The 23,272-nt window shown below is 33.5% G+C and carries 21 protein-coding genes; 7 read left to right on the forward strand and 14 right to left on the reverse strand.

Features of this window, described 5'->3' with window-relative positions:
• From VKY41_RS04505 to lon, 4 genes are all read right to left on the reverse strand, one after another.
• The coding region (locus VKY41_RS04505) for a S1 RNA-binding domain-containing protein (RefSeq protein WP_500813244.1) at window positions 1-1,080 on the reverse strand (1,080 nt) is incomplete at its 3' end.
• 226 nt (window positions 1,081-1,306) lie between these two features.
• The gene (cmk, locus tag VKY41_RS04510; protein ID WP_500813245.1) at window positions 1,307-2,002 is read right to left on the reverse strand and encodes a (d)CMP kinase; all 696 of its coding nucleotides are present in this window, start codon (window positions 2,000-2,002) and stop codon (window positions 1,307-1,309) included.
• Between the two features lie 112 nt (window positions 2,003-2,114).
• Window positions 2,115-3,134, reverse strand: a complete 1,020-nt coding sequence (gene porQ / locus VKY41_RS04515) for a type IX secretion system protein PorQ (RefSeq protein WP_500813246.1) — start codon at window positions 3,132-3,134, stop codon at window positions 2,115-2,117.
• A 118-nt stretch (window positions 3,135-3,252) separates the two neighbouring features.
• Window positions 3,253-5,703 (reverse strand): endopeptidase La, encoded by a 2,451-nt coding sequence (lon, locus tag VKY41_RS04520; protein WP_500813247.1) that lies wholly within the window; start codon window positions 5,701-5,703, stop codon window positions 3,253-3,255.
• 331 nt (window positions 5,704-6,034) lie between these two features.
• Between lon and VKY41_RS04525 the strand changes: the two genes are divergently transcribed.
• From VKY41_RS04525 to VKY41_RS04540, 4 genes are read left to right on the forward strand one after another with little or no spacing between them, the layout of a single operon-like run.
• Complete coding sequence (locus VKY41_RS04525) at window positions 6,035-6,436, forward strand: RNA polymerase sigma factor (RefSeq protein WP_500813248.1); 402 nt, start codon at window positions 6,035-6,037, stop codon at window positions 6,434-6,436.
• On the forward strand, window positions 6,417-6,557 hold the full coding sequence (locus VKY41_RS04530; RefSeq protein WP_500813249.1) for an RNA polymerase sigma factor: 141 nt from the start codon (window positions 6,417-6,419) through the stop codon (window positions 6,555-6,557). Before VKY41_RS04525 ends, VKY41_RS04530 begins: the two co-directional genes overlap by 20 nt.
• Window positions 6,558-6,567: 10 nt before the next feature.
• Window positions 6,568-7,125, forward strand: a complete 558-nt coding sequence (locus VKY41_RS04535) for a hypothetical protein (protein ID WP_500813250.1) — start codon at window positions 6,568-6,570, stop codon at window positions 7,123-7,125.
• Window positions 7,103-8,206, forward strand: a complete 1,104-nt coding sequence (locus tag VKY41_RS04540) for a hypothetical protein (RefSeq protein ID WP_500813251.1) — start codon at window positions 7,103-7,105, stop codon at window positions 8,204-8,206. Before VKY41_RS04535 ends, VKY41_RS04540 begins: the two co-directional genes overlap by 23 nt.
• 23 nt (window positions 8,207-8,229) lie before the next feature.
• On the opposite strand, the gene VKY41_RS04545 is transcribed toward VKY41_RS04540, so the two are convergent.
• A complete protein-coding gene (locus VKY41_RS04545) occupies window positions 8,230-9,525 on the reverse strand; it encodes an MFS transporter (protein WP_500813252.1) in 1,296 nt (431 codons plus the stop codon).
• A 78-nt stretch (window positions 9,526-9,603) separates the two neighbouring features.
• The gene (locus tag VKY41_RS04550) at window positions 9,604-10,434 is read right to left on the reverse strand and encodes a M48 family metallopeptidase (RefSeq protein WP_500813253.1); all 831 of its coding nucleotides are present in this window, start codon (window positions 10,432-10,434) and stop codon (window positions 9,604-9,606) included.
• Between the two features lie 153 nt (window positions 10,435-10,587).
• Between VKY41_RS04550 and msrB the strand changes: the two genes are divergently transcribed.
• The 3 genes from msrB (at window position 10,588) to lpdA (ending at window position 13,324) form a co-directional block, all read left to right on the forward strand.
• Window positions 10,588-11,064: a peptide-methionine (R)-S-oxide reductase MsrB gene (gene msrB / locus VKY41_RS04555; protein WP_500813254.1), complete on the forward strand. Its 477-nt coding sequence runs from the start codon at window positions 10,588-10,590 to the stop codon at window positions 11,062-11,064.
• Between the two features lie 107 nt (window positions 11,065-11,171).
• Window positions 11,172-11,726, forward strand: coding sequence for a DUF1572 family protein (locus VKY41_RS04560; RefSeq protein ID WP_500813255.1), 555 nt, complete (start codon window positions 11,172-11,174; stop codon window positions 11,724-11,726).
• 221 nt (window positions 11,727-11,947) lie between these two features.
• A complete protein-coding gene (gene lpdA, locus VKY41_RS04565) occupies window positions 11,948-13,324 on the forward strand; it encodes a dihydrolipoyl dehydrogenase (protein ID WP_500813256.1) in 1,377 nt (458 codons plus the stop codon).
• A gap of 88 nt (window positions 13,325-13,412) precedes the next feature.
• On the opposite strand, the gene aroQ is transcribed toward lpdA, so the two are convergent.
• The 8 genes from aroQ to VKY41_RS04605 all read right to left on the reverse strand — a co-directional run bounded on the left by aroQ (window position 13,413) and on the right by VKY41_RS04605 (window position 22,976).
• On the reverse strand, window positions 13,413-13,838 hold the full coding sequence (gene aroQ / locus VKY41_RS04570) for a type II 3-dehydroquinate dehydratase (protein WP_500813257.1): 426 nt from the start codon (window positions 13,836-13,838) through the stop codon (window positions 13,413-13,415).
• A gap of 100 nt (window positions 13,839-13,938) precedes the next feature.
• Entirely contained in the window at window positions 13,939-14,577 is a 639-nt protein-coding gene (locus VKY41_RS04575; protein WP_500813258.1) for a porin family protein, read from the reverse strand.
• Window positions 14,578-14,731: 154 nt separating this feature from the next.
• Window positions 14,732-15,316: a hypothetical protein gene (locus VKY41_RS04580; RefSeq protein ID WP_500813259.1), complete on the reverse strand. Its 585-nt coding sequence runs from the start codon at window positions 15,314-15,316 to the stop codon at window positions 14,732-14,734.
• A 164-nt stretch (window positions 15,317-15,480) separates the two neighbouring features.
• Entirely contained in the window at window positions 15,481-16,521 is a 1,041-nt protein-coding gene (locus tag VKY41_RS04585) for a T9SS type A sorting domain-containing protein (RefSeq protein WP_500813260.1), read from the reverse strand.
• Window positions 16,522-16,608: 87 nt separating this feature from the next.
• On the reverse strand, window positions 16,609-17,745 hold the full coding sequence (locus tag VKY41_RS04590; RefSeq protein WP_500813261.1) for a DUF4394 domain-containing protein: 1,137 nt from the start codon (window positions 17,743-17,745) through the stop codon (window positions 16,609-16,611).
• A 256-nt stretch (window positions 17,746-18,001) separates the two neighbouring features.
• Window positions 18,002-20,638: a DNA gyrase/topoisomerase IV subunit A gene (locus VKY41_RS04595; RefSeq protein WP_500813262.1), complete on the reverse strand. Its 2,637-nt coding sequence runs from the start codon at window positions 20,636-20,638 to the stop codon at window positions 18,002-18,004.
• Complete coding sequence (locus VKY41_RS04600; protein ID WP_500813263.1) at window positions 20,638-21,120, reverse strand: hypothetical protein; 483 nt, start codon at window positions 21,118-21,120, stop codon at window positions 20,638-20,640. Before VKY41_RS04600 ends, VKY41_RS04595 begins: the two co-directional genes overlap by 1 nt.
• Complete coding sequence (locus VKY41_RS04605; RefSeq protein ID WP_500813264.1) at window positions 21,117-22,976, reverse strand: DNA topoisomerase IV subunit B; 1,860 nt, start codon at window positions 22,974-22,976, stop codon at window positions 21,117-21,119. Before VKY41_RS04605 ends, VKY41_RS04600 begins: the two co-directional genes overlap by 4 nt.
• Between the last annotated feature and the right edge of the window lie 296 nt (window positions 22,977-23,272).

The raw sequence follows: 23,272 nt of genomic DNA on the forward strand, positions 1-23,272 counted from the left end.
TGTAGACCAAGACATTTCAGAAACGTGAATTAGTCCTTCAACTCCTTCAGCTACTTCAATAAATGCACCGTAATCTGCAATTACAACCACTTTTCCTTTTACTTTGTCTCCAACTTTAATGTCTTCGCCAAGAGCATCCCAAGGATGTTTGCTTAATTGTTTTAAACCTAATTGGATTCTTGATTTATCTTCATCAAAATCAAGGATAACTACGTTTAATTTTTGATCTAACTCAACAATCTCGTTTGGATGGTTGATTCTAGACCAAGAAAGATCTGTAATGTGGATTAATCCATCTACACCACCAAGGTCGATAAACACACCGTAAGAAGTAATGTTTTTAACAACACCTTCTAATACTTGTCCTTTTTCTAACTGACCAATAATTTCTTTCTTTTGTTCTTCAATATCAGCTTCGATAAGAGCTTTATGAGATACAACCACGTTTTTAAATTCATGGTTAATTTTAACCACTTTAAATTCCATTGTTTTGTTAACGTATTGATCGTAATCTCTAATTGGCTTAACGTCGATTTGAGATCCTGGTAAGAATGCTTCAATTCCGAAAACATCTACAATCATACCACCTTTAGTTCTGCATTTAACAAAACCATTAACGATTTCACCATTATCATGCGCTGCGTTAACACGGTCCCAAGCTTTAATTACACGAGCTTTTCTGTGAGATAATATTAATTGACCAGTTGCGTCTTCACGAACATCGATTAATACTTCTACTTTATCTCCTACTTTTAAGTTTGGATTGTAACGGAATTCGTTTAATGAAATAACACCTTCAGATTTAGCGTTGATGTCAATAATAGCATCACGATCTGTAATGTGAATAACTACTCCTTCAACAACTTCATCATCTAAAGTGTCAACGAAATTTTCAGTTACTAATTTTTCAAATTCTTTTAATTGAGTATCATCAACCTCATCAATACCTTCTTGGTAGTTGTGCCAATTGAACTCTTTTAAGAATTTTTCTGGATTTGCTTGAGCTTCAGATACTACTGGAGCCTCTACTGCTGTTGCTTCAGTTGCTTCAACCTCAGCTTGTTTTGCTTTTTCAGCCATTTAATAAATGTTAATAATGTTTTACAAGATTTTCAGTTTTATGAACTTGTAAGAACATTATGTTTTGTATCCTGTGTTGTTTCAGAAATTTTAAGCAAATAACACACAGAAGTGTTAGTTTAAATTTATTTCAGTCCCTTTTAATTTCTGACTCTCTGCTAAAAGGAGTGCAAAATTAATGATTTTGATTAAAATAACCTAATGTATTTTTCTAAAAATTAAAGCTTTAGTTGTTTTCTTTTAACTTAGCCTCAACAAGTTGCAGAATTTTATTAAATTGTTGATCTAAAGTCATGTTGGAATTATCAATTTCTATAGCATCATCTGCCTTAAAAAGCGGAGAGTCTTCTCTATTTGAATCTATAAAATCGCGTTCTTGAACATTGTGCAGCACATCTTCGTAAGATACATTTTCACCTTTTGAAATTAGTTCTTGATACCTTCTGATTGCTCGTGTTTCGGCAGAAGCCGTCATAAATAACTTAAGTTCGGCATTTGGAAACACTACAGTTCCAATATCTCTACCATCCATTACAATTCCCTTGTTTTCACCAAGTTCATGCTGCTGCTTGACAAGTTGCTTTCTAACTTCGGATATTTTAGCTATTTGGCTAACAAAACCAGACACCTCTAAGGACCTAATTTCCTTCTCTATATTAACTCCATTTAAATATACTTCTGAAAACCCTAATTTTGGATTGAATTTAAAGCTTATTTCAAGTCCTTTTAAATTATTTATTAAAGCTTCTTTGTCAAACTGTTCTTGACTTATAAACCCTTTTTGCATAGCAAACCAAGTAACAGCGCGATACATAGCTCCAGAGTCAACATAAATATATCCTAGATGTTTGGCTAATTGTTTGGCGACAGTACTTTTCCCTGTAGAAGAAAATCCGTCGATTGCTATGGTTATTTTATTCATATATATTAATTGAAGTGGCAAAACTACTTAAAAATCTCAAAGGAAGTAAAGGAATTATACTTATTGATTTAAAATTACTTTAAGTGGTGAAAATTTAAATTAATTAAGATGTTTAGCGTAAATCTAATTGTAGTCCAAAAAAGCTAGCATTAGCTGCACTTGTATACCTAGCGTGCGTAAAACTAAAGCGCAGTTTGTTTAGCTTCAAACCGAATCCGGCTGAAATACCTGAAAAATTACGTTGATCTAGTATTTTAAGTTCTTGTCCTCGTCTAAAGTTATATCCTAAACGAATATTAAATGCTCCTTCAGGAAATAATTCAGCTCCAACAATGGTGTGATTTAAAACATTATCGAAAAAGCCAACTTTTTCCTGTGTTTGATTACCTTCTAAATCGGTTTCGGCTCGAGCGGGATTTGATACTGAAATAGGCCATTTTTGTAAGTTCTCAAAAGTTAAATGCCAGCGAATTGGCACATTCTCTAAGGTTTGAGACATACCAAAAGCCACTTCCAAAGGTAAAGGTTCATTTAATCCTGCATAGGTTGTAATCTGTACACCAGCATTTCTAACCACCAAAGTGGCTTGAAATTCTAAATCTTCGTTTATATAAATAAGTCCAGCATCTATAGCTGCTCCAAAGGAACTATACTGTTCTAATTTCGATGTTATTAATTTAACATTTCCACCAATATAGAAATCAGAAAAACCTAATTGCGTTGCATATCCAAAAGAAACCGCCGCTTCATTACCAGTAAATGATCCTGTAGAATTTCCATCTTCATCGTAACCATCAAAACTCCCGTAATTAATGTAATTAACCCCCATGTGGAACGTTTTCGTTCTTCTGTCCCAAGTATATGCATAAGCTGCTGTTCCGTAGCTAATGCCTCCTAAATAACTGGTGTAGTTTAGTGCTAATTGATTATCCATCTCTGGATTTATAGTAGCTGGATTAGTAAGACCTTGTGTAACATCGTAATCCACATTAGTAAAGACTTTTCCACCTAAAGCAGCTTGTCTAGGAGACGATACGAGATTAAGAAACTGATATGTTGTTTCACCACCAATTTGAGCAGAAACAAAAGTGCTGAGTAGTAATATTAAAACTATCGAGATTTTCTTAAACATACATGTGAATCGTAATGCGATCTATCTATAAACGGATGCAAGTATAATTTATTTTTAAATGATAAAAAAAACCTCGAATATAAATTCGAGGTTTTGTTACATTTTAATGCTAATTTACTTAAAGTTTTTTCGCATTTACCACTTTTTGATTGGTTATTGCTATTTTAATAACTTCACTCATGTCTGAAACATAGTGAAAAGTCAAACCTTTTAAATATTCTGGTTTAATTTCTTCTATATCTCTTCTATTTTCTTCGCAAAGTAGAATTTCTTTAATTCTTGCTCGTTTGGCTGCCAAGATTTTCTCCTTAATTCCTCCAACTGGAAGAACTTTTCCTCTTAAGGTAATTTCCCCTGTCATAGCCAAACTCTTCTTTACCTTCTTTTGAGTAAATAAAGATACCAAAGAAGTTAACATAGTTACTCCTGCACTTGGTCCGTCCTTGGGAGTTGCACCTTCTGGCACGTGAATATGAACATTATATTTTTCAAAAATATCCGGATCTATACCTAAGTCCTTAGCATTAGCTTTTATAAATTCCATAGCAATGGTTGCCGACTCCTTCATTACGGTTCCAAGATTCCCTGTAATGGTTAAGGTGCCTTTACCTTTAGACAAAATGGATTCAATAAATAGGATATCACCTCCTACCCTTGTCCAAGCCAACCCTGTAACAACACCTGCTACATTATTGTTTTCGTACTTATCGCGTTCTAGTTTTGGTCCACCTAAAATCTCTATAATATCCTCGTTAGAAATTTTGATATTATATTCTTCTTCCATGGCAATGTTTTTAGCTGCATAACGTACCATTTTGGCAATTTGCTTCTCTAAACCACGAACTCCTGATTCTCTAGTATAACCTTCAACTATTTTTTCCAATTGAGGTTTAGCTATTTTCAAATCCATATCGGTTAAACCATGTTCTGACAATTGTTTTGGAAGTAAATGACGTTTGGATATTTCTACTTTCTCTTCAATTGTATAACCAGTAACATTAATTATTTCCATTCTATCTAACAAAGCTGGCTGAATGGTCGATAAACTATTACAAGTGGCAATAAACATAACTTTGGACAAGTCGTAACCCATTTCCAAGAAATTATCATGAAACTCGCTATTTTGCTCTGGATCTAATACCTCTAACATTGCAGAAGATGGATCTCCTTGATGCGAATTTGAAAGCTTATCTATTTCATCTAAAACAAAAACCGGATTAGAAGTGCCTGCTTTTTTAAGGTTTTGAATGATACGTCCAGGCATAGCACCAATATAGGTTTTTCTATGACCTCTAATTTCAGCCTCATCACGTAAGCCTCCTAAGGACATACGCACATATTCTCTACCTAAAGCTTCTGCCACAGATTTACCCAAGGAAGTTTTACCAACCCCTGGAGGTCCATAAAGACATAAAATTGGCGACTTCATGTCGTTACGTAATTTAATAACAGCTAGATATTCAATAATACGTTTTTTAACATCATCTAAACCGTAATGATCTCTATCTAAAATACGTTTAGCACGTTTTAAATCGAACTTATCTTTGCTATACTCATTCCAAGGTAAATCTAAAAATAAATCAAGGTAGTTACGTTGAATAGAATATTCCGCAACTTGAGGGTTCATTCGTTGCATTTTAGAAATTTCCTTATTAAAATGCTCTGCAACTTTCTCGCTCCATTTTTTAGTTTTCGCACGAATTTTCATTTCCTCCAATTCCTGGTCATGACTTACACCGCCAAGTTCCTCTTGAATGGTTTTCATTTGTTGATGAAGAAAATATTCGCGTTGTTGTTGGTTCATATCACTTTGAACCTTCAACTGAATATCATTTCTTAAAGCCAACTTTTGAAACTCAATATTCATGAACTTTAAGGTTGATAATGCTCTTTCCTTTAGGTCGTTTATTTCTAATAAAGACTGTTTTTCTTGAACCGAAAGATTCATATTAGACGAAACAAAATTTATTAAAAACGAGTTACTTTCAATGTTTTTAATAGCGAATGAAGCTTCACTTGGAATATTTGGGCTGTCTTTTATAATTTGAAGCGCTAAATCTTTAATAGAATCTACAATGGCTTCAAACTCCTTATTTTTAACAGCCGGCCTTACCTCTGGAACCTCACTAATGGTAGCCGTCATATATGGTTCTTCAGTTACTACCTCGTCTACTTTGAACCTTTTTTTACCTTGAATAATTACGGTGGTATTACCATCAGGCATTTTTAATACGCGTAATATTCTAGCTACCGTACCTGTTTCATGGATGTCAGCTCCAGTTGGATCTTCTACCTCTTCATCTTTTTGTGCTACTACACCAATTACCTTACTCCCTTTATTGGCATCATCAATTAACTTGATAGATTTATCTCTACCCGCTGTAATAGGAATAACTACCCCAGGAAACAAAACTGTGTTTCTTAATGATAAAATAGGTAGCGTATTTGGTAATTCCTCGTTTGATATTGCTTCTTCGTCTTCAGGTGTCATTAAAGGAATTAATTCTGAATTTTCATCAAACTCCTGAAGTGACAAACTGTCAAGACTAAATAAATCTCTTTTCTTCATATTTTTTATTAAGTCATTCTGTCATTAATCTTGCTAAAAACAAAATGTATCTTTTATTTTTTATTTCTACAATAAATTACAAAATTCTAAATATCAATTGATTACACTGTTAGTCAGAATTTCATCTTCTTCTAAAAGTCCAATTAATATGCCATACTCCACATCCACTCCAAAAAGTTTATTTGTTTTAATATAATATGTAAAATCTATCGTTTTTAAATTAAAATAAAATAATTTTATACAAACTGTAACAACTTAGCATCAACTACATCTTTTATTTAACAACCCCTAATATTTGGTACTAACCCATCAAAATATTGAACAACTTATTTTGCTGTGCAAATCAGGAAACCAATTTGCGCAGTTAGAACTATACAACCGGTATTATAAAGCCATGTTTAATGTTGCCTATAGAATTGTTAAAAATAGATATGAAGCAGAAGACGTCATGCAGGAAGCTTTTCTACAAGCTTTTACAAAATTAGAAAGTCTACATGATAATTCCTTTTTTGGAGCTTGGTTAAAACGGATTGTTATAAATAATAGTCTTCATCATTATAGAATAAACAGAAAACATGAAAACACCTCTTTTGATGATATGAAATATATAATTGAAAGCGAGAACTTAGGAATAGGAATATATGAAGATTACGAGTTTACAAATTTAAAAGCCAAACAAGTTCTTGAAACCTTAAGTACTTTAAAGGATAACCTTGACCTTACACCTTATTGAAGGGTACGATTACGAAGAAATTGGTAGTATTTTAAACATGAGTTATGCGAATTGCAGAACAACTATTTCGAGGGGGAAAGAAAGCTTACGACAAAAATTATTTCATATATCAACCAATTAAAATATTAACTATGAGCGCAGATAAAATAAACAAACTGTTTGATGACTTAAAAAACACGTTTGATGTTGAAGAACCAAATTCTGGACATAGCCAACGTTTTTTAAACAAATTAAAGAGTCAATCAAACTCCAATGAAACTCCTATTGCTTCTTCAGTTTACAAACTTTGGAAACCAATGGTTGGTATAGCAGCAGCCTTACTTTTACTAATGACTTTGGTTTTATCTAGCAAGAATTATAATAAAGTAAGGGATTTAGCAAATGTGTCTCCCGAAATGGAAAAAACACAAAGCTTCTTTGCAAATACTATATCCGTAGAATTAAAAAAGTTAGAAAATGAATCGCATCCAGAAGCAAAGAAAATTATAAGGGATGCCCTAATTCAAATTAAAAAACTAGAAGTAGTTTATGAACACCTAAAGGAAGATTTAACTAAAAGCGGAAATGATAATCGGGTCATTTTTGCCATGATAAAAAACTTTCAAAGCAGAATTGATATTTTACAAAACACGCTATTACATATAGAAAACATAAAAAACCTAACACATGAAAAATACTCAAATATATAACCTCATTATACTTTTTTTGTTAATTCCAACTATTGGTTTTTCAAGCATAGATCCAAAAAAAGATTCAAATATCAGGGAAGAACATTCCAAGGAAAAAGTCATTCAAAAATCTTTTAACGTAAGCCCGAATGCCACTTTAAAAATTGATAATAGTTATGGAAACTTGGACATTATTACATGGAAAGAAAATAGAATTGAAATTATGGTAACCATTACCACGAAAGGAAAGCATGAAGATAAAGTTCTAAACAAATTAGATGAAATATCGGTAAATTTTAGCGCAACCAATAGTCTTGTGTCTGCTAAAACAATTTTTAATAACAATAAATCTAAATCCTGGTGGAATTGGGACGGATATAGCAACGTAAACATGACTATTAACTATGTAATTAAAATACCAATTACAAATTCTGTAGATTTAAGCAACGATTACGGAAGCATTAATTTAGGTAAACTTGAAGGACGAGCAACAATAAGTTGCGACTATGGAAAAATAACAACTAAAGAACTAATGGCGGATAACAACAAAATTAGTTTTGACTATACCTCAAACTGTTATTTTGAATTTATAAAAAGCGGTGAAATTAATGCTGATTATAGCGGATTTAATCTTGCTAAAGCAAAAAGCATCATGGTTAAAGCAGATTACACTACTTCTATAATTGAGACTGTAGAAGATATAAATTACGTTTGCGATTATGGTTCAATTAAAATTAAGAGAGCCAATAACATAACTGGTAATGGCGATTATTTAACTGTTTTAATTGGAGATGTATATAAGAATGTAAATCTGAATGCAGATTATGGTTCTATAAAAATTGGAAATATGACGGCAAACGCGGGTAACATAAACATAAACTCCGATTACACCGGAATTAAAATTGGTCATGAATCAAATTATCTCTTTAATTTCGAAATTGATTTAGAATATGCCTCTTTAGAAACTAGTGGCTTTCAATTTAATATAAAACGCGAAGAATCTGGAGAAAACTACTATACTGGTTTTTATGGTGAACCAAATTCCTCTAATTTTATAAAAATAAAATCAGATTACGGAAGTGTGTCTTTTATTAAAAATTAACCAATCATAAAAATGTTTATTATTTAATCGTCGTGTCTTGGTACCCTAAACAACAAAATAATTCCAATTAAAAAGAAAACAAATAAAAACAAAATTGAATTTCTCATGCTACCAGTTACTTGGTCTATAGTTGCAAAAAGAACCATTCCTATAACAATACCTATTTTTTCGGCAACATCGTAAAAGCTAAAGAAAGACGTAGTATCCGGAGTGTCTGGTAAAAACTTGGAATAAGTAGACCTAGCTAAAGCTTGAATCCCTCCCATAACCAATCCAACCATACCTGCTGTTATATAAAACTGTATGGGTGTAACCACAAAATAAGCTGCAAAGCATAAGCTTAGCCAAACAAAGTTAACGGCAATAAGTGTTTTAATATTTCCAAATTTCTCCGATGCTCTAGAAGTTAAAATGGCCCCTACAATGGCCACCAATTGAATAACCAAAATACTCACTATTAACCCCATCGTTTTTTCGCTATCGTCTGCCCACGCAATTTCCTCTTCGCCAAAATATACGGCCACCAACATAATAGTTTGTACTGACATGCTAAACACAAAAAAAGCAACTAAATAACGTTTAAGCCTCAAGTTTTCCTTAAGCTGAAGCCATACTTGTCGTAATTCTCTAAACCCGTTAAAAATAATATTTTTTGTTACTTTTTCACCATTGGAAACACCTTTAGGCAAAATATAGAAGGTATACTGACTGAATAAAATCCACCATAATCCAACCATAACGAAGGACCAACGCATCATTTCCATTTTTGCTTCTCCCGTGTCCTGACTCATAACCATGGCTAGATTAACAATTAGCAGTATTACACTTCCTATATAACCTAAAGAAAATCCTCTGGCACTTACTCGATCTTGTTGTTCTGGAAAAGCAATATCTGGTAAATACGAATTATAGAAAACCAAACTTCCCCAATAGCCTATTAACCCCATAAAGTAAAACAACAAGCTAATATAAATGTGATCGAGGCTAAACCAATACAGTCCAATACAGCCAAGGCCACCCATATAACAGAAAAATTTCATAAAACTTTTCTTATTCCCAACATAATCAGCAATTCCTGACAACAAAGGTGAGGTAAAGGAAACAACCAAAAAGGTAAAAGCTGTAACATAAGTTATTAAGGCTGTGCTTTTAAATTCAAAACCAAAAGCATTAACATGTTTAATTTCACTTAAAAATAATGCTGAATAAAATATAGGGAAAATGGAAGATGCAATTGTTAGGGTGTACACTGAATTTGCCCAATCATAAAAAGCCCATGCATTCAGTAGTTTTTTACTTCCTTTTTGAAGATTTGCCATAAATATTTTTTAAATAAAAAAAGCTGCTCATTAAATTGAACAGCTTCGAAAATAAGTAAATATTTTAAAATATTTCTTTTAAAATTTAGTAATTGGTCTGAACGTAGTTATACCAAATTTCTTGGCTTCAGAAACAGCCATTGGCACCAAAGAGGTAATTTCCTGAATTCTAGTATCATTAGATGGATGCGTACTTAAAATTTCTGGTGGTGCAGCTCCTCCACTATTCGCTTTCATACGTTTCCACAATTCGGCTGCTTCACTCGGATTATATCCTGCAATTGCCATTAAAATTAAACCAATTTTATCTGCTTCAGTTTCATGACTTCTACTAAAAGGTAACATAACGCCTACCTGAGACCCAATTCCGTAATACTGATTAAAAGCGGCTCTATCATTATCATTTTGAATAGCTATATTTCCTGCTAAGGCAACACCCTGTTGAATATAGTCTGCACTCATACGCTGTTGTCCATGATTAGCAAGCGCGTGAGCAACCTCATGCCCCATAATAGCGGCAACCCCTGTTTCACTTTGAGCTATGGGAAGAATTCCTGTATAAAATACAATTTTCCCTCCTGGCATACACCAAGCATTAACGGTTTTATCCTCTATTAATTTATATTCCCATTTATAATCTTTTAAATATCCTGCGTAACCATTAGCATTCAACCAACGTTCTGCCGCAATAGCAATACGTTGTCCAACTCTTGAAATCATTTCTGATTCACTAGTCCCTGTTACCACCTTACTTTCTTTAAGCACTTGGTTGTACTGCTGAAAGGCTGTTGGAAATAATTGTGAATTTGGCACCAAAGCCATAGTTTGTTTTCCTGTAAACGGATTTGTTGAACAAGCCGTAATCAACAAAAGGAAAACCATTGCACCTATAATTTTTCTTAATTTCATGCTATATATTTTATCTGAATTCAAAAATACAAAAATCATACCTTAGTTAAAATAAGCTAACAAATTGTTTTATATAATTTTGTTATTTTATCCGTAAAGTTAGCAATAGTTTTGCGACTAAAAGCGTACCAATCCGAAATAATTTTAATCCATATGAAACTATTTATAAGTCTTTTATTAGTTGTTAGCATTCAAAGTTGCCTTAGTCAAGATAAAAAAAATTCCGCTAAAAAAAACTCATTTAAAGTTACGAAAACAAATGCAGAATGGAAAAAGGAATTAAGTCCTGAAGCTTACTATGTTTTAAGGGAATCTGGAACTGAACGGCCATTTTCTAGTGCGCTAAACGATAATAAATCTGAAGGTGTATATGTGTGTGCGGCGTGTAAAACCCCTCTGTATAAAAGTGAAAACAAATTTGATTCCGGTACAGGTTGGCCGAGTTTTGATAGAGTTATCGCAGGTAATGTAGCATTTTCAAAAGGTGGAAATGGCTTTATGGGTATAGAAGAACATTGTGCCACTTGTGGCGGACATTTAGGACATCAGTTTAACGACGGACCTAAAGAAACCACTGGTAAAAGGCATTGTATAAATGGGGTGGCTTTAGAGTTTATACCAAAATCATAGGATTAAAATATGATAGATATAATTTACTTAAGATAAATTCTTAATAAAGAAACAACTCCTTAAATAATAAAATTAGACCTTTACTCTTATTCAAAAATTATTAAGCCATGGAAAGTGTATCTATAACTAGTGCCATAAAGCAGTTTAATTACTACAAAACCGTTGGCGACAAAACCTTGGAGCAGCTAACATTTGAAGAAATGATTTGGCAGCCCAATGAAGCGTCTAATAGTATTTCCGTTATTGTTAAACACATGGTTGGAAATATGCTTAGTCGTTGGACCAATTTTCTAATTGAAGATGGTGAAAAGGAATGGAGACAGAGAGATCAGGAATTTGAACACACGTATAAAAATAAAGAAGAAATTATAACTTCGTGGGAAAGTGGATGGAATTGTTTATTTGAAGCCATCCGTCCATTAACCGACAACGACCTAAGTAGAATAGTTTATATTCGAAATGAAGAGCATTTGGTATCAGAAGCTATATTTAGACAATTAGGGCATTACCCTTATCACATCGGGCAAATTGTATTTATTGGGAAAATGCTCAAAGGCAACCATTGGAAATCGCTTTCAATACCCAAAGGTGAATCTAAAACATACAATAAAGATAAGTTCAGACAAGTTAAAGACAGACGTCATTTTACTGACAATCTTTAATTAAGTTTTTTATTTACATATATCTAAACTGATAAGGGAGGATGGATAGTATATTTATTTAAGCCACAATTTCCATAATAAACAAACTCAAAATTTTTATCCTCTCCCCTTCTAAAAGTCTATTTTATATTCTCTTTTTACCATTTTGTCAAACATCATTTGTTATATGAAATTTACTTTTTGTACATTCGTAGCTTCAAAAAACGACTAAAAAATATACAATGAGTAAATACGATGTTATTGTTCTTGGAAGTGGCCCTGGGGGTTACGTTGCTGCTATTAGAGCGTCTCAGTTAGGCTTAAAAACAGCCGTAATTGAAAAAGAGAGTCTTGGAGGAGTGTGTTTAAATTGGGGATGTATTCCAACAAAAGCACTCTTAAAATCTGCTCAAGTTTTCGAATATTTAAAACATGCCGACGATTATGGTTTGTCTGTAAAAGAATTTGATAAAGATTTCGGAGCTGTTGTAAATCGCAGTCGTGGTGTAGCTGAAGGCATGAGTAAAGGTGTTCAGTTTTTAATGAAAAAGAATAAAATTGACGTAATTGAAGGTTATGGGAAACTAAAGACCGGAAAGAAAGTTGATGTAGACGGAAAAGAATATAGTGCAGATCATATAATTATAGCAACTGGTGCACGCTCTAGAGAACTTCCAAATTTACCCCAAGATGGTAAAAAAGTAATTGGTTATAGAGAAGCAATGACATTGGCTGAACAACCAAAGAAAATGATTGTGGTTGGATCGGGAGCAATTGGTGTTGAGTTTGCTTACTTCTATAACTCTATGGGAACGGATGTTACAATTGTAGAATACCTTCCTAATGTAGTTCCTGTTGAAGATGTTGACGTTTCTAAACAATTAGAAAAAAGCTTTAAGAAAAGTGGTATAAAAATCATGACTTCTGCTGAAGTTACTAAAGTAGACACTTCTGGAAGTGGTGTAAAAGCTACTGTTAAAACAGCTAAAGGTGAAGAGGTTCTTGAAGCTGACATTATTTTATCTGCTGTTGGAATTAAAACCAATATAGAAAACATCGGTTTAGAAGATGTAGGAATTGCTGTAGATAGAGATAAAATTTTAGTTAACAATTATTACCAAACAAATATCCCTGGATATTACGCTATTGGAGATGTTACTCCTGGACAGGCTTTAGCTCACGTTGCTTCAGCTGAAGGTATTTTATGTGTTGAAAAAATTGCAGGAATGCATGTAGAAGCTTTAGACTATGGAAATATTCCTGGTTGTACTTATGCTTCTCCTGAAATTGCTAGTGTTGGTTTAACTGAAAAACAAGCTAAAGAAAAAGGCTACGAAATTAAAGTTGGAAAATTCCCATTCTCTGCTTCTGGAAAAGCTAGTGCTGCTGGAACAAAAGATGGTTTCGTGAAAGTTATTTTTGATGCTAAATATGGCGAATGGTTAGGTTGTCATATGATTGGTGCCGGAGTTACCGATATGATTGCTGAAGCTGTTTTAGGTAGAAAGTTAGAAACTACAGGACATGAAGTTTTAAAAACAGTACATCCACATCCTACGATGAGTGAGGCTGTTATGGAAGCTGTTGCCGATGCTTATGGTGAAGTAATTCACTTATAGTATTAAAGTAACTATCAAAAAAACAAAAAGTTCCGAGATTTTCGGAACTTTTTGTTTTTATAGTCGTTGGCAAATTTCTTTATAAAAATTACGAGGAAATTAAAAAACTTTGCAGGGCTAATTCATAACTCTGCAACCCAAAACCAACAATTACACCTTTTGCATAAGGAGCTACATACGATTTGTGTCGATACTCATCGCGTTCAAATGTGTTAGAAATATGTACTTCAACTACTGCGGTTTCAATGGCCGCTACCGCATCACCAATTCCCACAGATGTATGAGTATAAGCTGCTGCATTTAATATAATTCCATAGTGAGAATAACCAACCTCTTGTAACTTATCAATTATTTCCCCTTCTATGTTAGATTGGTAATACTCCAAATTAACTTGAGGATATTTTGCTTTAATAGTTTCAAAAAACTCACTAAAAGTCAAACTCCCATAGATTTGAGGTTCTCGTTTTCCTAACAAATTTAAATTTGGCCCGTTAATTATGATGATTTTTTTCATCTGTACATTTCTGTTTTTGGTTTAAAGTAAAGGTATTAAAAATTAAAGCATAAAAAAACCGAAACTAACAGCTTCGGTTTTTATTTTTATTATTTACTTATTAGAACATAAATCCAAGTCCAACTTGCCAAACAGCATTTTTTGCATCTATATTCTGCAAAATGGTATCCTCTTTAAAGATGCTTGTTAAACCTAAGTTATAACGTCCATTTACAAAAAATCCACTATCGAACTTATATCCAGCACCAAAGGCTAAACTAGTATCAAAATCCTTGATATATGAGTCTTCTGGGTTAATTTCTATGTCACCTCCATCTGAGTTAGGTTGAAAGTCAAGTTCCTCATGAATTTTAAATCCAAATTGAGGTCCTACTTCCACACTTAAACCTTTAACTAAATAAGCTTTTAATAATATTGGGACTTGAATATAATCCAATTGATATTCTACATTATCTTTTGTATCAAAAATATTATCTTGATCATTTTCCTTTACGTCAAATCCTTGTCCTGAGTACATAACTTCAGGCTGAATTGATAATCTTTCTGTTATAGGGATTTCAGCTAAAAGCCCCACATTAAAACTGGTTCGAGATTTTATATCGTTAATATCATCTCCTGAAATTGTAGCAGAATTTAAACCTCCTTTCATACCCAATTGGACCGCTTTAGAATCTGCTTGTGCAAATATGCTACTTGCACTAAAAATAATTAAACCTGTAAATAAAACTAATTTTTTCATGTTTCTTGTTTTAAAGTTAACATACTATTTACGCCATAGGTTACTATTCCAGACGTATTGTTAACAGTATTTAACAAGAAAATAAGTACATTTAACAAGATGTTATAAAAAAAGCCGAAGTGTAAACTTCGGCTTTTAAACATGAATTATATTTTTAGAATCCAAATTCCACTCCAAAATTAAATGAGTTAAAACCACTTCCAGAAACATAGGTGCCTCCGTAATACGTGTCTCCATATTTAACACCTCCCGAAATACTTTGATAAGACGCTATTAAGGCAATAGTCCCTAAATCGAAACCAAATTTTGGTCGCGCATAAAACCCTGATTTAGCATCTCCTGATACATTAACACCAACACCAAGATCTAAACCTCCAAAGAACTTATGATCTGCGAAATAATATCTAGCAGAAGCAGCAATAGGAACAAAAGACGCGTCCTTATAATTTCTAACATAGTATGAATCTTCCCAATTATAATAGCTATAATCACCATCTGCGATAAAATGGGTATAACCAAGCAAACCTCCAACCTCTAGATTGTCGATAACTTCAAATAAATAAGCGCCATCAAAACCGAAGTTAAAGGCAGCAATATCACTTGCCGTACTTAATGGCAATCCAATATTCGCTCCTACATAAAAGCCACCATTTTTGGCTTTATCTACAAAATCGTTTTGAGCATGCAATGTGCTTAATCCGAAAACTGTTACTGCAGCAAATAATAATATTTTTTTCATAATCTTTAATTTAATTAATGTAAGTTTTTAATTATCAGTTAAATATATTTAAATATTCTGACTTTATTAAACCTTTATTAGTTTTAAATAAATAATTTTTGGATAAACAGAAGCCATAAAGATTGGCATTCTTACTTGTTTTGAGTTATTAAATCAAGTAAAACTTATTTCTTAATAATTCTAATTGATTTTATCTGTCCGCTTATTGAAATTTGAAGTAGGTAAGTACCTTGACTTAAATTTGAAAGATCCAAAATGGCATCCCTAGTGCCAGGATAAAAATCCGATAATTCCTGCCCAAGCAAACTAATTACTTTTACTGAATCTATAGTTTGTTTGGCTTTAATATACAGCTTACCAGTTGTTGGATTTGGATAAAAATGGAATTGACTTAAAGAAACTTCGTCTAAAGACAAAGGAGCACAAGTAACATCTGCTAACCAACCTGTATTTTGAACACTACTATCTGAAGTGAACACAAAAGTTAATGCTCCCGAAGCATCGGTAGAAGTAAATGACATACCCACAGACAGAACACTACTTGGAACAATTGGTATGGGTCCTCCAGAACTTTCCTCGCTACAAAGTGTTTGCGCCAAAACTGGATAGGTTGTATCCGGTCCGTTGAAAACCGTTAAATAGTCCCAACAGCCATCTTGGTTTCCATTTCCTGAGGAAGTTTCTATATCTACATAGGTAAATGTTACGGTCACCACATCGCTAGAAATATTAGGAGTAATAGTGGTTATTATAGTTTCATTGGGCAGGTACGAACCTGAAGCACCACCAGAATCAGAGAAAATACCACCACAAATAGGAGGAGCCACATCTGTTTCAAAACTCTTTACTATGTAATTTGATAGTCCATCAACATCACAATCTGCGGTTAAATAAACATCATATATGGTTTGAGGATTCAAAGGACTTGCCGTTGTGGTTAATATTCCAAAGGGAATGTTTTCTGTATAAATAGGACTATCTACTTCTGGGTCTGAATTTTCTGTAAAGACTTCTAACACATAACCATTGGACGCTTCTGCTACAGCATTCCAACTAAAGCTTGCCGTATTATGAGTTACTATTCCAACAGAAAAATTTGTAGGGTCTGGGCAAGGAATATCTAAAGATAATTCAAAATCAAAGGAATCAGAATTATTTGCATCATCCCACTCTATTAAATAAGTTGTTCCACTTATTACAGGCAAAACAAGTGTAGAGGTGTTGTTTTCGCCTGAATTATCATCGGAAACGATACAAATTAAATTCGAACAATCATTATTATAAACAGAAACTCATGTATCCACTCCTATATTTGAAGCTAAATCGGAAGTAATAGTTAAAATTCCCGAATGTGTTGATGTATAAGTATACCATTCAGCATTTGTAGCGCCTTCAAGACATGTGTTTGAAGCTCCATTAGCTGCATTGGATGGTCCATTGGAGTTAATAACTCCTAACCCAATATTAAAGGCATCTTCACAAACAAAATTATTATCTATTGGTATAGAGCCATCTATGGCAAACATTCCCAATTCGGCATTATTGTTATTAACTGTACCCACAGGCGTTGCTGTTCCTGTAGACACATTTACGGTGTATATGTTATTTACTCCTCCACCAATATAACCCGCCATATACAAAGTATTTGTTACTGGATCCACGTCAGCTTCTTGAGCAAAGGAAATGTCAATCCCCAAAGGCCCTATTAAGTTAGCTGTACCTGTTAAGGGATTTAAGGAGTATAAATTATCATAGGAAATATCTGCCATATAAATAGTCCCTGCGTTATCTATAGCAAGCCAAATACCCAAGGGAGTACCTGTTTCTCCTATAGTAGTTAAGGCTCCGCTAGTTAAATTTAAGGTATATAAGGTAGATGTACCTCCATCTGTAGTAAGTACATACATTATAGAATTCGTTTGATTCCATGCCAAACCGGAATAAGTCACATCAGAAGCTGCCCCTGTGAGTGCAGCAACAATTGATATAACTCCTGAGTCCGGTTCTACCATAAGTAAATTAGCATTGGCTGTATCCAAGGCATATAATGTACCGTTAAAATCGTAGTCGGAGGCATAAATTTCATCTACTATTTCTGCAAATGGGTTGATATTATATGGTCCTGTTAAAGGAAAACTTCCATAAATACCATTATTTCTAACATCTAAGGCGTAAACATCTCCAGTTGCCATACGAGTGGTATTAGACAGTTCTGATGATTGATAATAATCTGTTAGTATTTGTATATCCTTATTGTTGAGTAAACCTATTGGCTCCCTTACTGCCAAATTATTAAAAGATTGTACTTTTTGTAAAACCTCTTGAACTGCAACCGGAACATTGGATTTACTATTTGTTTGCGCGTACATAAGCGTTAAAAACAACGAAAATACAATTGAAAACACCTTTTTAAGCATTTTGGGTTTCATATCGAGAGGTTTGGTTATTTCCTAAAAGTACAAAATAGAATTGGCAAATAGCATGATTAAAACAATTAATACACACTAAATCAATTGATTACAAGTAAATACCTTAAATAAAAAAAAACAAAAACCCCATAAAACTTAGAGTTCTATGGGGTTCTTAGAAAAAACACAATACAAACTAAACTGCGTTTTCAATATTATAAAATGTCAAGCGAAATAATTAACAGATAAGCTTATTCCTTAATTTATTTAACATTATTTAAAACAAGGTTATTTGGCCGTTACCATCCAAACTTTCATCATTATCTGAACCTTTTGAAGAATTACTATCTGATTTAGATACATTTTCTTCATCAACCACCTCTATGTTTTCAGCTGGCACTTCTTCTGGCGCTTCATATGGTAAAGGTTCTAGTAAACTTACTTGATTTACTTTATCTTTAGTTAACTGATTTCCAAGTGCGGTAATTCCTTTTACCGAAATAAACTCTTCAAAATTGACTTGCATATTTTCTTTGCGGTCTTTACCTCTTTCTTTGGTAAATTCTACATCTGCCATTGGACGCCAATCTGTAGAAACAATTTCTAGTCTAGAATTTGGGTGATCGGAAATAAAACTTTCTTCTTTCGATTCGTTTTCAACCACAAAACGTTTCACATAGTAACGTTCTTTTTCTCCATCAAAATAAATGGCTGAAATAGGTTTTTTAGGAATCCATTTTTCCATGACTATCATATCGTCATCAAAGTGCGTTGTGATTTCTGGAATGATTGTTTTTATAGTACCCGATTGATTGATTATTAAAATTCGGTCTTCTCCTCTAAACTCGCCAACTAACTCGCCTCGCTCGTCTACATTTAATCGTTGTACAGTTTCATCGAACCATATTTTACGAGGTTTTAAGGTGGAAACTCCCTTTTCTTTTAATTCAATTTTTTTAACAGCATGTTTAGTAACTACATTTCCTTTGGACGCACGCCCCTTAATTAGAACCTCAGCAAAATCTAAATCCCATTTTAGTTTTTTTATGCTGCCTACTTGTCTCAGGTGAACTGTTACCATTTCAGCTTCCCCATTTGGGTTTGCCGAAAAATACCAAACCATTGAGCCTTTGTTCCCATTGGTTAAATCGTACTCCTTATCTCTAGTTATAGACGTAACGGCAAAACGTTTCACGTAAGATGGCCCTTTGCTCCCATCTCTATAAATCATGTTGTAAATGGTGCGTTTATCCTTTTTCTTAAACACAGCTACATGAATTATATCTTTACCTACAAATATTTTTGCATCTACTTTGCTCACCATCATTTTTCCTTCTTTGGTAAACACAATAATATCGTCTATGTCGCTACAATCGCAAACATATTCATCCTTTTTAAGTGATGTTCCAATAAAACCTTCCTCTCTATTTACATAAAGTTTGGTGTTTCTAATAACTACTTTCGTAGCATCAACATCTTCAAAAAGTCTAATTTCTGTTTGTCTTTCTCTTCCTTTTCCGTAGTCTTTTTTAAGTCTTTCAAAATAGGCTATGGCATAATCAATTAGGTTGGCTAAATGATGTTTTACTCTAGCTATTTCATCTTCTAAGGCATCAATTTTTTGTTGAGCCTTATCTATATCGAATTTAGAAATACGCTTGATACGAATTTCTGTTAATCTTAGGATATCTTCTTCTAAAACTGCTCGTTTTAAATGTTTGGTATGTGGTTTTAATCCTTTATCAATGGCTTGAATTACGCCTTCCCAAGTTTCTTCTTCCTCAATATCTCGATAAATTCGATTTTCAATAAAAATACGTTCTAAAGACGCAAAGTGCCATTGTTCTTCAAATTCACCCAATTGAATTTCCAACTCACTTTTTAGCAGTTGTACCGTATTATCTGTAGAATGACGCAGCATTTCAGACACTCCAACAAACAAAGGTTTATTATCTTCAATAACACAACCTAATGGAGAAATGGAAGTCTCACAGCTAGTAAACGCATATAAAGCATCAATAGTTTTATCTGGAGAAATACCTCCAGGCAAATGCACCAAAATTTCAACTTTGGCTGCTGTATTATCTTCTATTTTCTTGATTTTAATTTTTCCTTTTTCATTTGCCTTTAAAATAGTATCTATTAAAGACGAGGTATTGGTTCCAAAAGGAATTTCGGTGATAACTAGTGTGTTTTTATCTAATTGAGAGATTTTTGCTCTAACACGTATTTTTCCACCACGCAAACCATCGTTATAATTACTAACATCTGCTATTCCCGCAGTTGGAAAATCTGGATAAAGTGTAAAATTTTTGCCTTTTAAATGTTTTACGGACGCATCAATAAGTTCATTAAAGTTATGAGGTAGAATTTTTGTTGAAAGTCCAACTGCAATTCCTTCTCCTCCCTGGGCCAAGAGAAGCGGAAACTTTACAGGAAGGTTGACAGGTTCTTTTCTTCTTCCATCGTAGGAAGCCTGCCATTCGGTAATTTTCGGATTGTAAACAACATCTAAAGCAAATTTAGATAAACGTGCTTCAATATAACGAGATGCTGCTGCGCTATCTCCTGTAAGTATGTTTCCCCAGTTTCCTTGAGTATCAATTAACAAATCTTTCTGACCAATTTGTACCATGGCGTCTGCAATACTAGCATCACCGTGTGGATGATACTGCATGGTATGCCCAACAATATTAGCTACTTTATTATAGCGCCCATCGTCCAAATCCTTCATAGAGTGCATGATACGACGTTGCACGGGTTTTAAACCATCTTCTATAGCTGGCACAGCACGTTCTAGGATTACATAAGATGCATAATCTAAAAACCAGTCTTTAAACATGCCAGAAACCTTGGTAATGGTTTCCTTATTTTCTTCTTGCTCATTTAACAAATTGTTGTTCTCTTCGCTCATTAATCTTTAGATTTTCTGTTTTCCCTTATCATTTTACTTAATGATTGTCTGATATATTTTCTTTTTTTTCTAGAAACCAAAGTCACATTAAAGCATTCTTTTTTAACATGTCCGTTGGAGCTTTTAATAAACAACACCAATTCTTTATACACTAAGTAATCGTATATTTTAAAGCTTTTAAGTTTTGATTTGTGAAACTCTACGGTATGTTCTCTGTAATTAAAGTGGTCTGATAGCAGTAAACCTTTATTTGTAACCACCACTTTTAAGCCATCACTATCGTATTCAAAGTATTTAGAAATAAAATGAACAAGGAAAAATAGTGCACTAAAACCAAATATTAAAATAAATGCTGTTATCAGCGGGTTTGGAGTTAAATTTGTAAAAGCTCTGAAGATGGTTGCCAAAAGTATGGCTAAAACAATCAGTACAAAATAAACCGAAATGATTACATTTCTTACTTTAGAATTATTGGTTCTCATATTTTATCCTCCACTAAATCTAACTCAACTTTTAGGTTGTCAATAATAAATTCCTGTCTGTCCGGAGTATTTTTACCCATGTAGAAGGACAACAAATCTTCAATAGACATGTCTTTGTCTAACATGACTGGGTCTAAACGTATATTTTCACCAATAAAGTGTACAAACTCATTTGGAGATATTTCTCCAAGTCCTTTAAATCGAGTTATTTCTGGCTTAGGTTTAAGCTTTTCAATAGCACTTCGACGCTCATCTTCGGAGTAACAATAAATAGTTTCCTTTTTATTCCTAACTCTAAATAATGGCGTTTGCAATATGTATAAATGTCCTTCTTTAATAATTTCTGGGAAGAATTGTAAAAAGAAGGTTATTAATAACAATCTAATATGCATCCCATCCACATCCGCATCGGTAGCAATTACTACGTTGTTATATCGAAGGTCCTCTAAAGATTCCTCGATATTTAGCGCGGCTTGAAGGAGGTTAAATTCTTCGTTTTCGTAAACTATTTTTTTACTTAAACCATACGAATTTAATGGTTTTCCTTTTAAACTGAAAACGGCTTGTGTATTTACATCCCTAGATTTAGTAATACTACCAGAAGCCGAATCACCCTCTGTGATGAACAAAGTCGTTTCAAGATACCTTTCGTTTTTGGTGTCGCCAAAATGAACACGACAATCACGTAATTTCTTATTGTGAAGGCTTGCTTTTTTAGCACGATCCTTAGCTAATTTTCTAATTCCGGAAAGCTCTTTACGTTCGCGTTCTGCTTGAAGAATTTTACGCTGAATCTTTTCAGCTGTTTCTGGATTTTTGTGTAAATAGTTATCTAAATGTGTTTTTAGGAAATCGTTTATGAAGGTTCTAACCGTTGGTAGGTTTCCTCCCATATCAGTAGATCCTAATTTGGTTTTAGTCTGACTTTCAAAAACCGGTTCCATTACTTTAATAGAAACAGCCGAAACAACTGATTTTCTAATATCTGATGCTTCGTAGTTTTTACCATAAAACTCTCTAAGGGTTTTTACTAAAGCTTCTCTAAAAGCAGCTAAATGTGTTCCTCCTTGTGTGGTATTTTGGCCGTTTACAAACGAATGATATTCCTCGCTATATTGAGTTTTACTGTGGGTTAATGCCACTTCAATATCTTCGCTCTTTAAGTGAATGATAGGATATAGCATATCTGTGTCCTTGATGTTTTCAGATAACAGATCCTTTAATCCATTTTCACTGAAATATTTTTCACCATTAAAAACAATGGTTAAACCTGTGTTTAAATACACATAGTTTTTGAGCATTTTAACTACATACTCGCTTCGATACTTATAATTTTTGAAGATGGTATCATCTGGAATAAAAGAAACCTTGGTTCCCTTTCTTCTAGAAGTATCTTCAAGCAAATCTTGGTTAGTAAGATTTCCTTGTTCAAATTCTGCCGAAGCCGATTTGCTATCTCGTGTAGATTCTACTCTAAAGAACGATGACAAGGCATTTACAGCTTTGGTACCAACTCCATTTAATCCTACAGACTTTTTAAACGCTTTGGAATCGTATTTTCCACCGGTATTCATTTTGGAAACTACGTCTACTACTTTTCCTAATGGAATACCACGTCCGTAATCTCGAACAGTAACTTTACTGCCTTGTATGGACACATCGATGGTTTTTCCTGCTCCCATAACATATTCGTCAATGGAGTTGTCCAACACCTCTTTTAAAAGAATATAAATACCATCGTCTGGAGAAGATCCATCACCCAACTTTCCTATATACATTCCAGGACGCATTCTAATGTGTTCTTTCCAGTCTAGGGAGCGTATGTTATCTTCGGTATAATTAGATTGTTCAGACATAAATTGGTAAAAAGTTTTGGTACGTTGCTAATATAAGGTTTCGCGTTAAAATATAAAATAGCGAACCCACAAAGTAATTAACAATAAAAAAGCCGATGCTGTTGAGAACATTGGCTTTTTAGTTTATATTTTTTGTTCTAGCCAGTTTTTAGGCAATAATTATATTACACCTTTAAGAAAACTAGAGTTTTACTTGAAGTTCACCTATGGTATCCCTGCTTTATACTAGGCTTATCCATAGCTTATATATGGAGTAGCTACGAGGGAACCCCGAACCACCCCACTATTTACGTGGG

Origin of the sequence: Xanthomarina sp., from assembly GCF_035306605.1 — a bacterium.
Taxonomy (GTDB): Bacteria; Bacteroidota; Bacteroidia; order Flavobacteriales; family Flavobacteriaceae; genus Xanthomarina.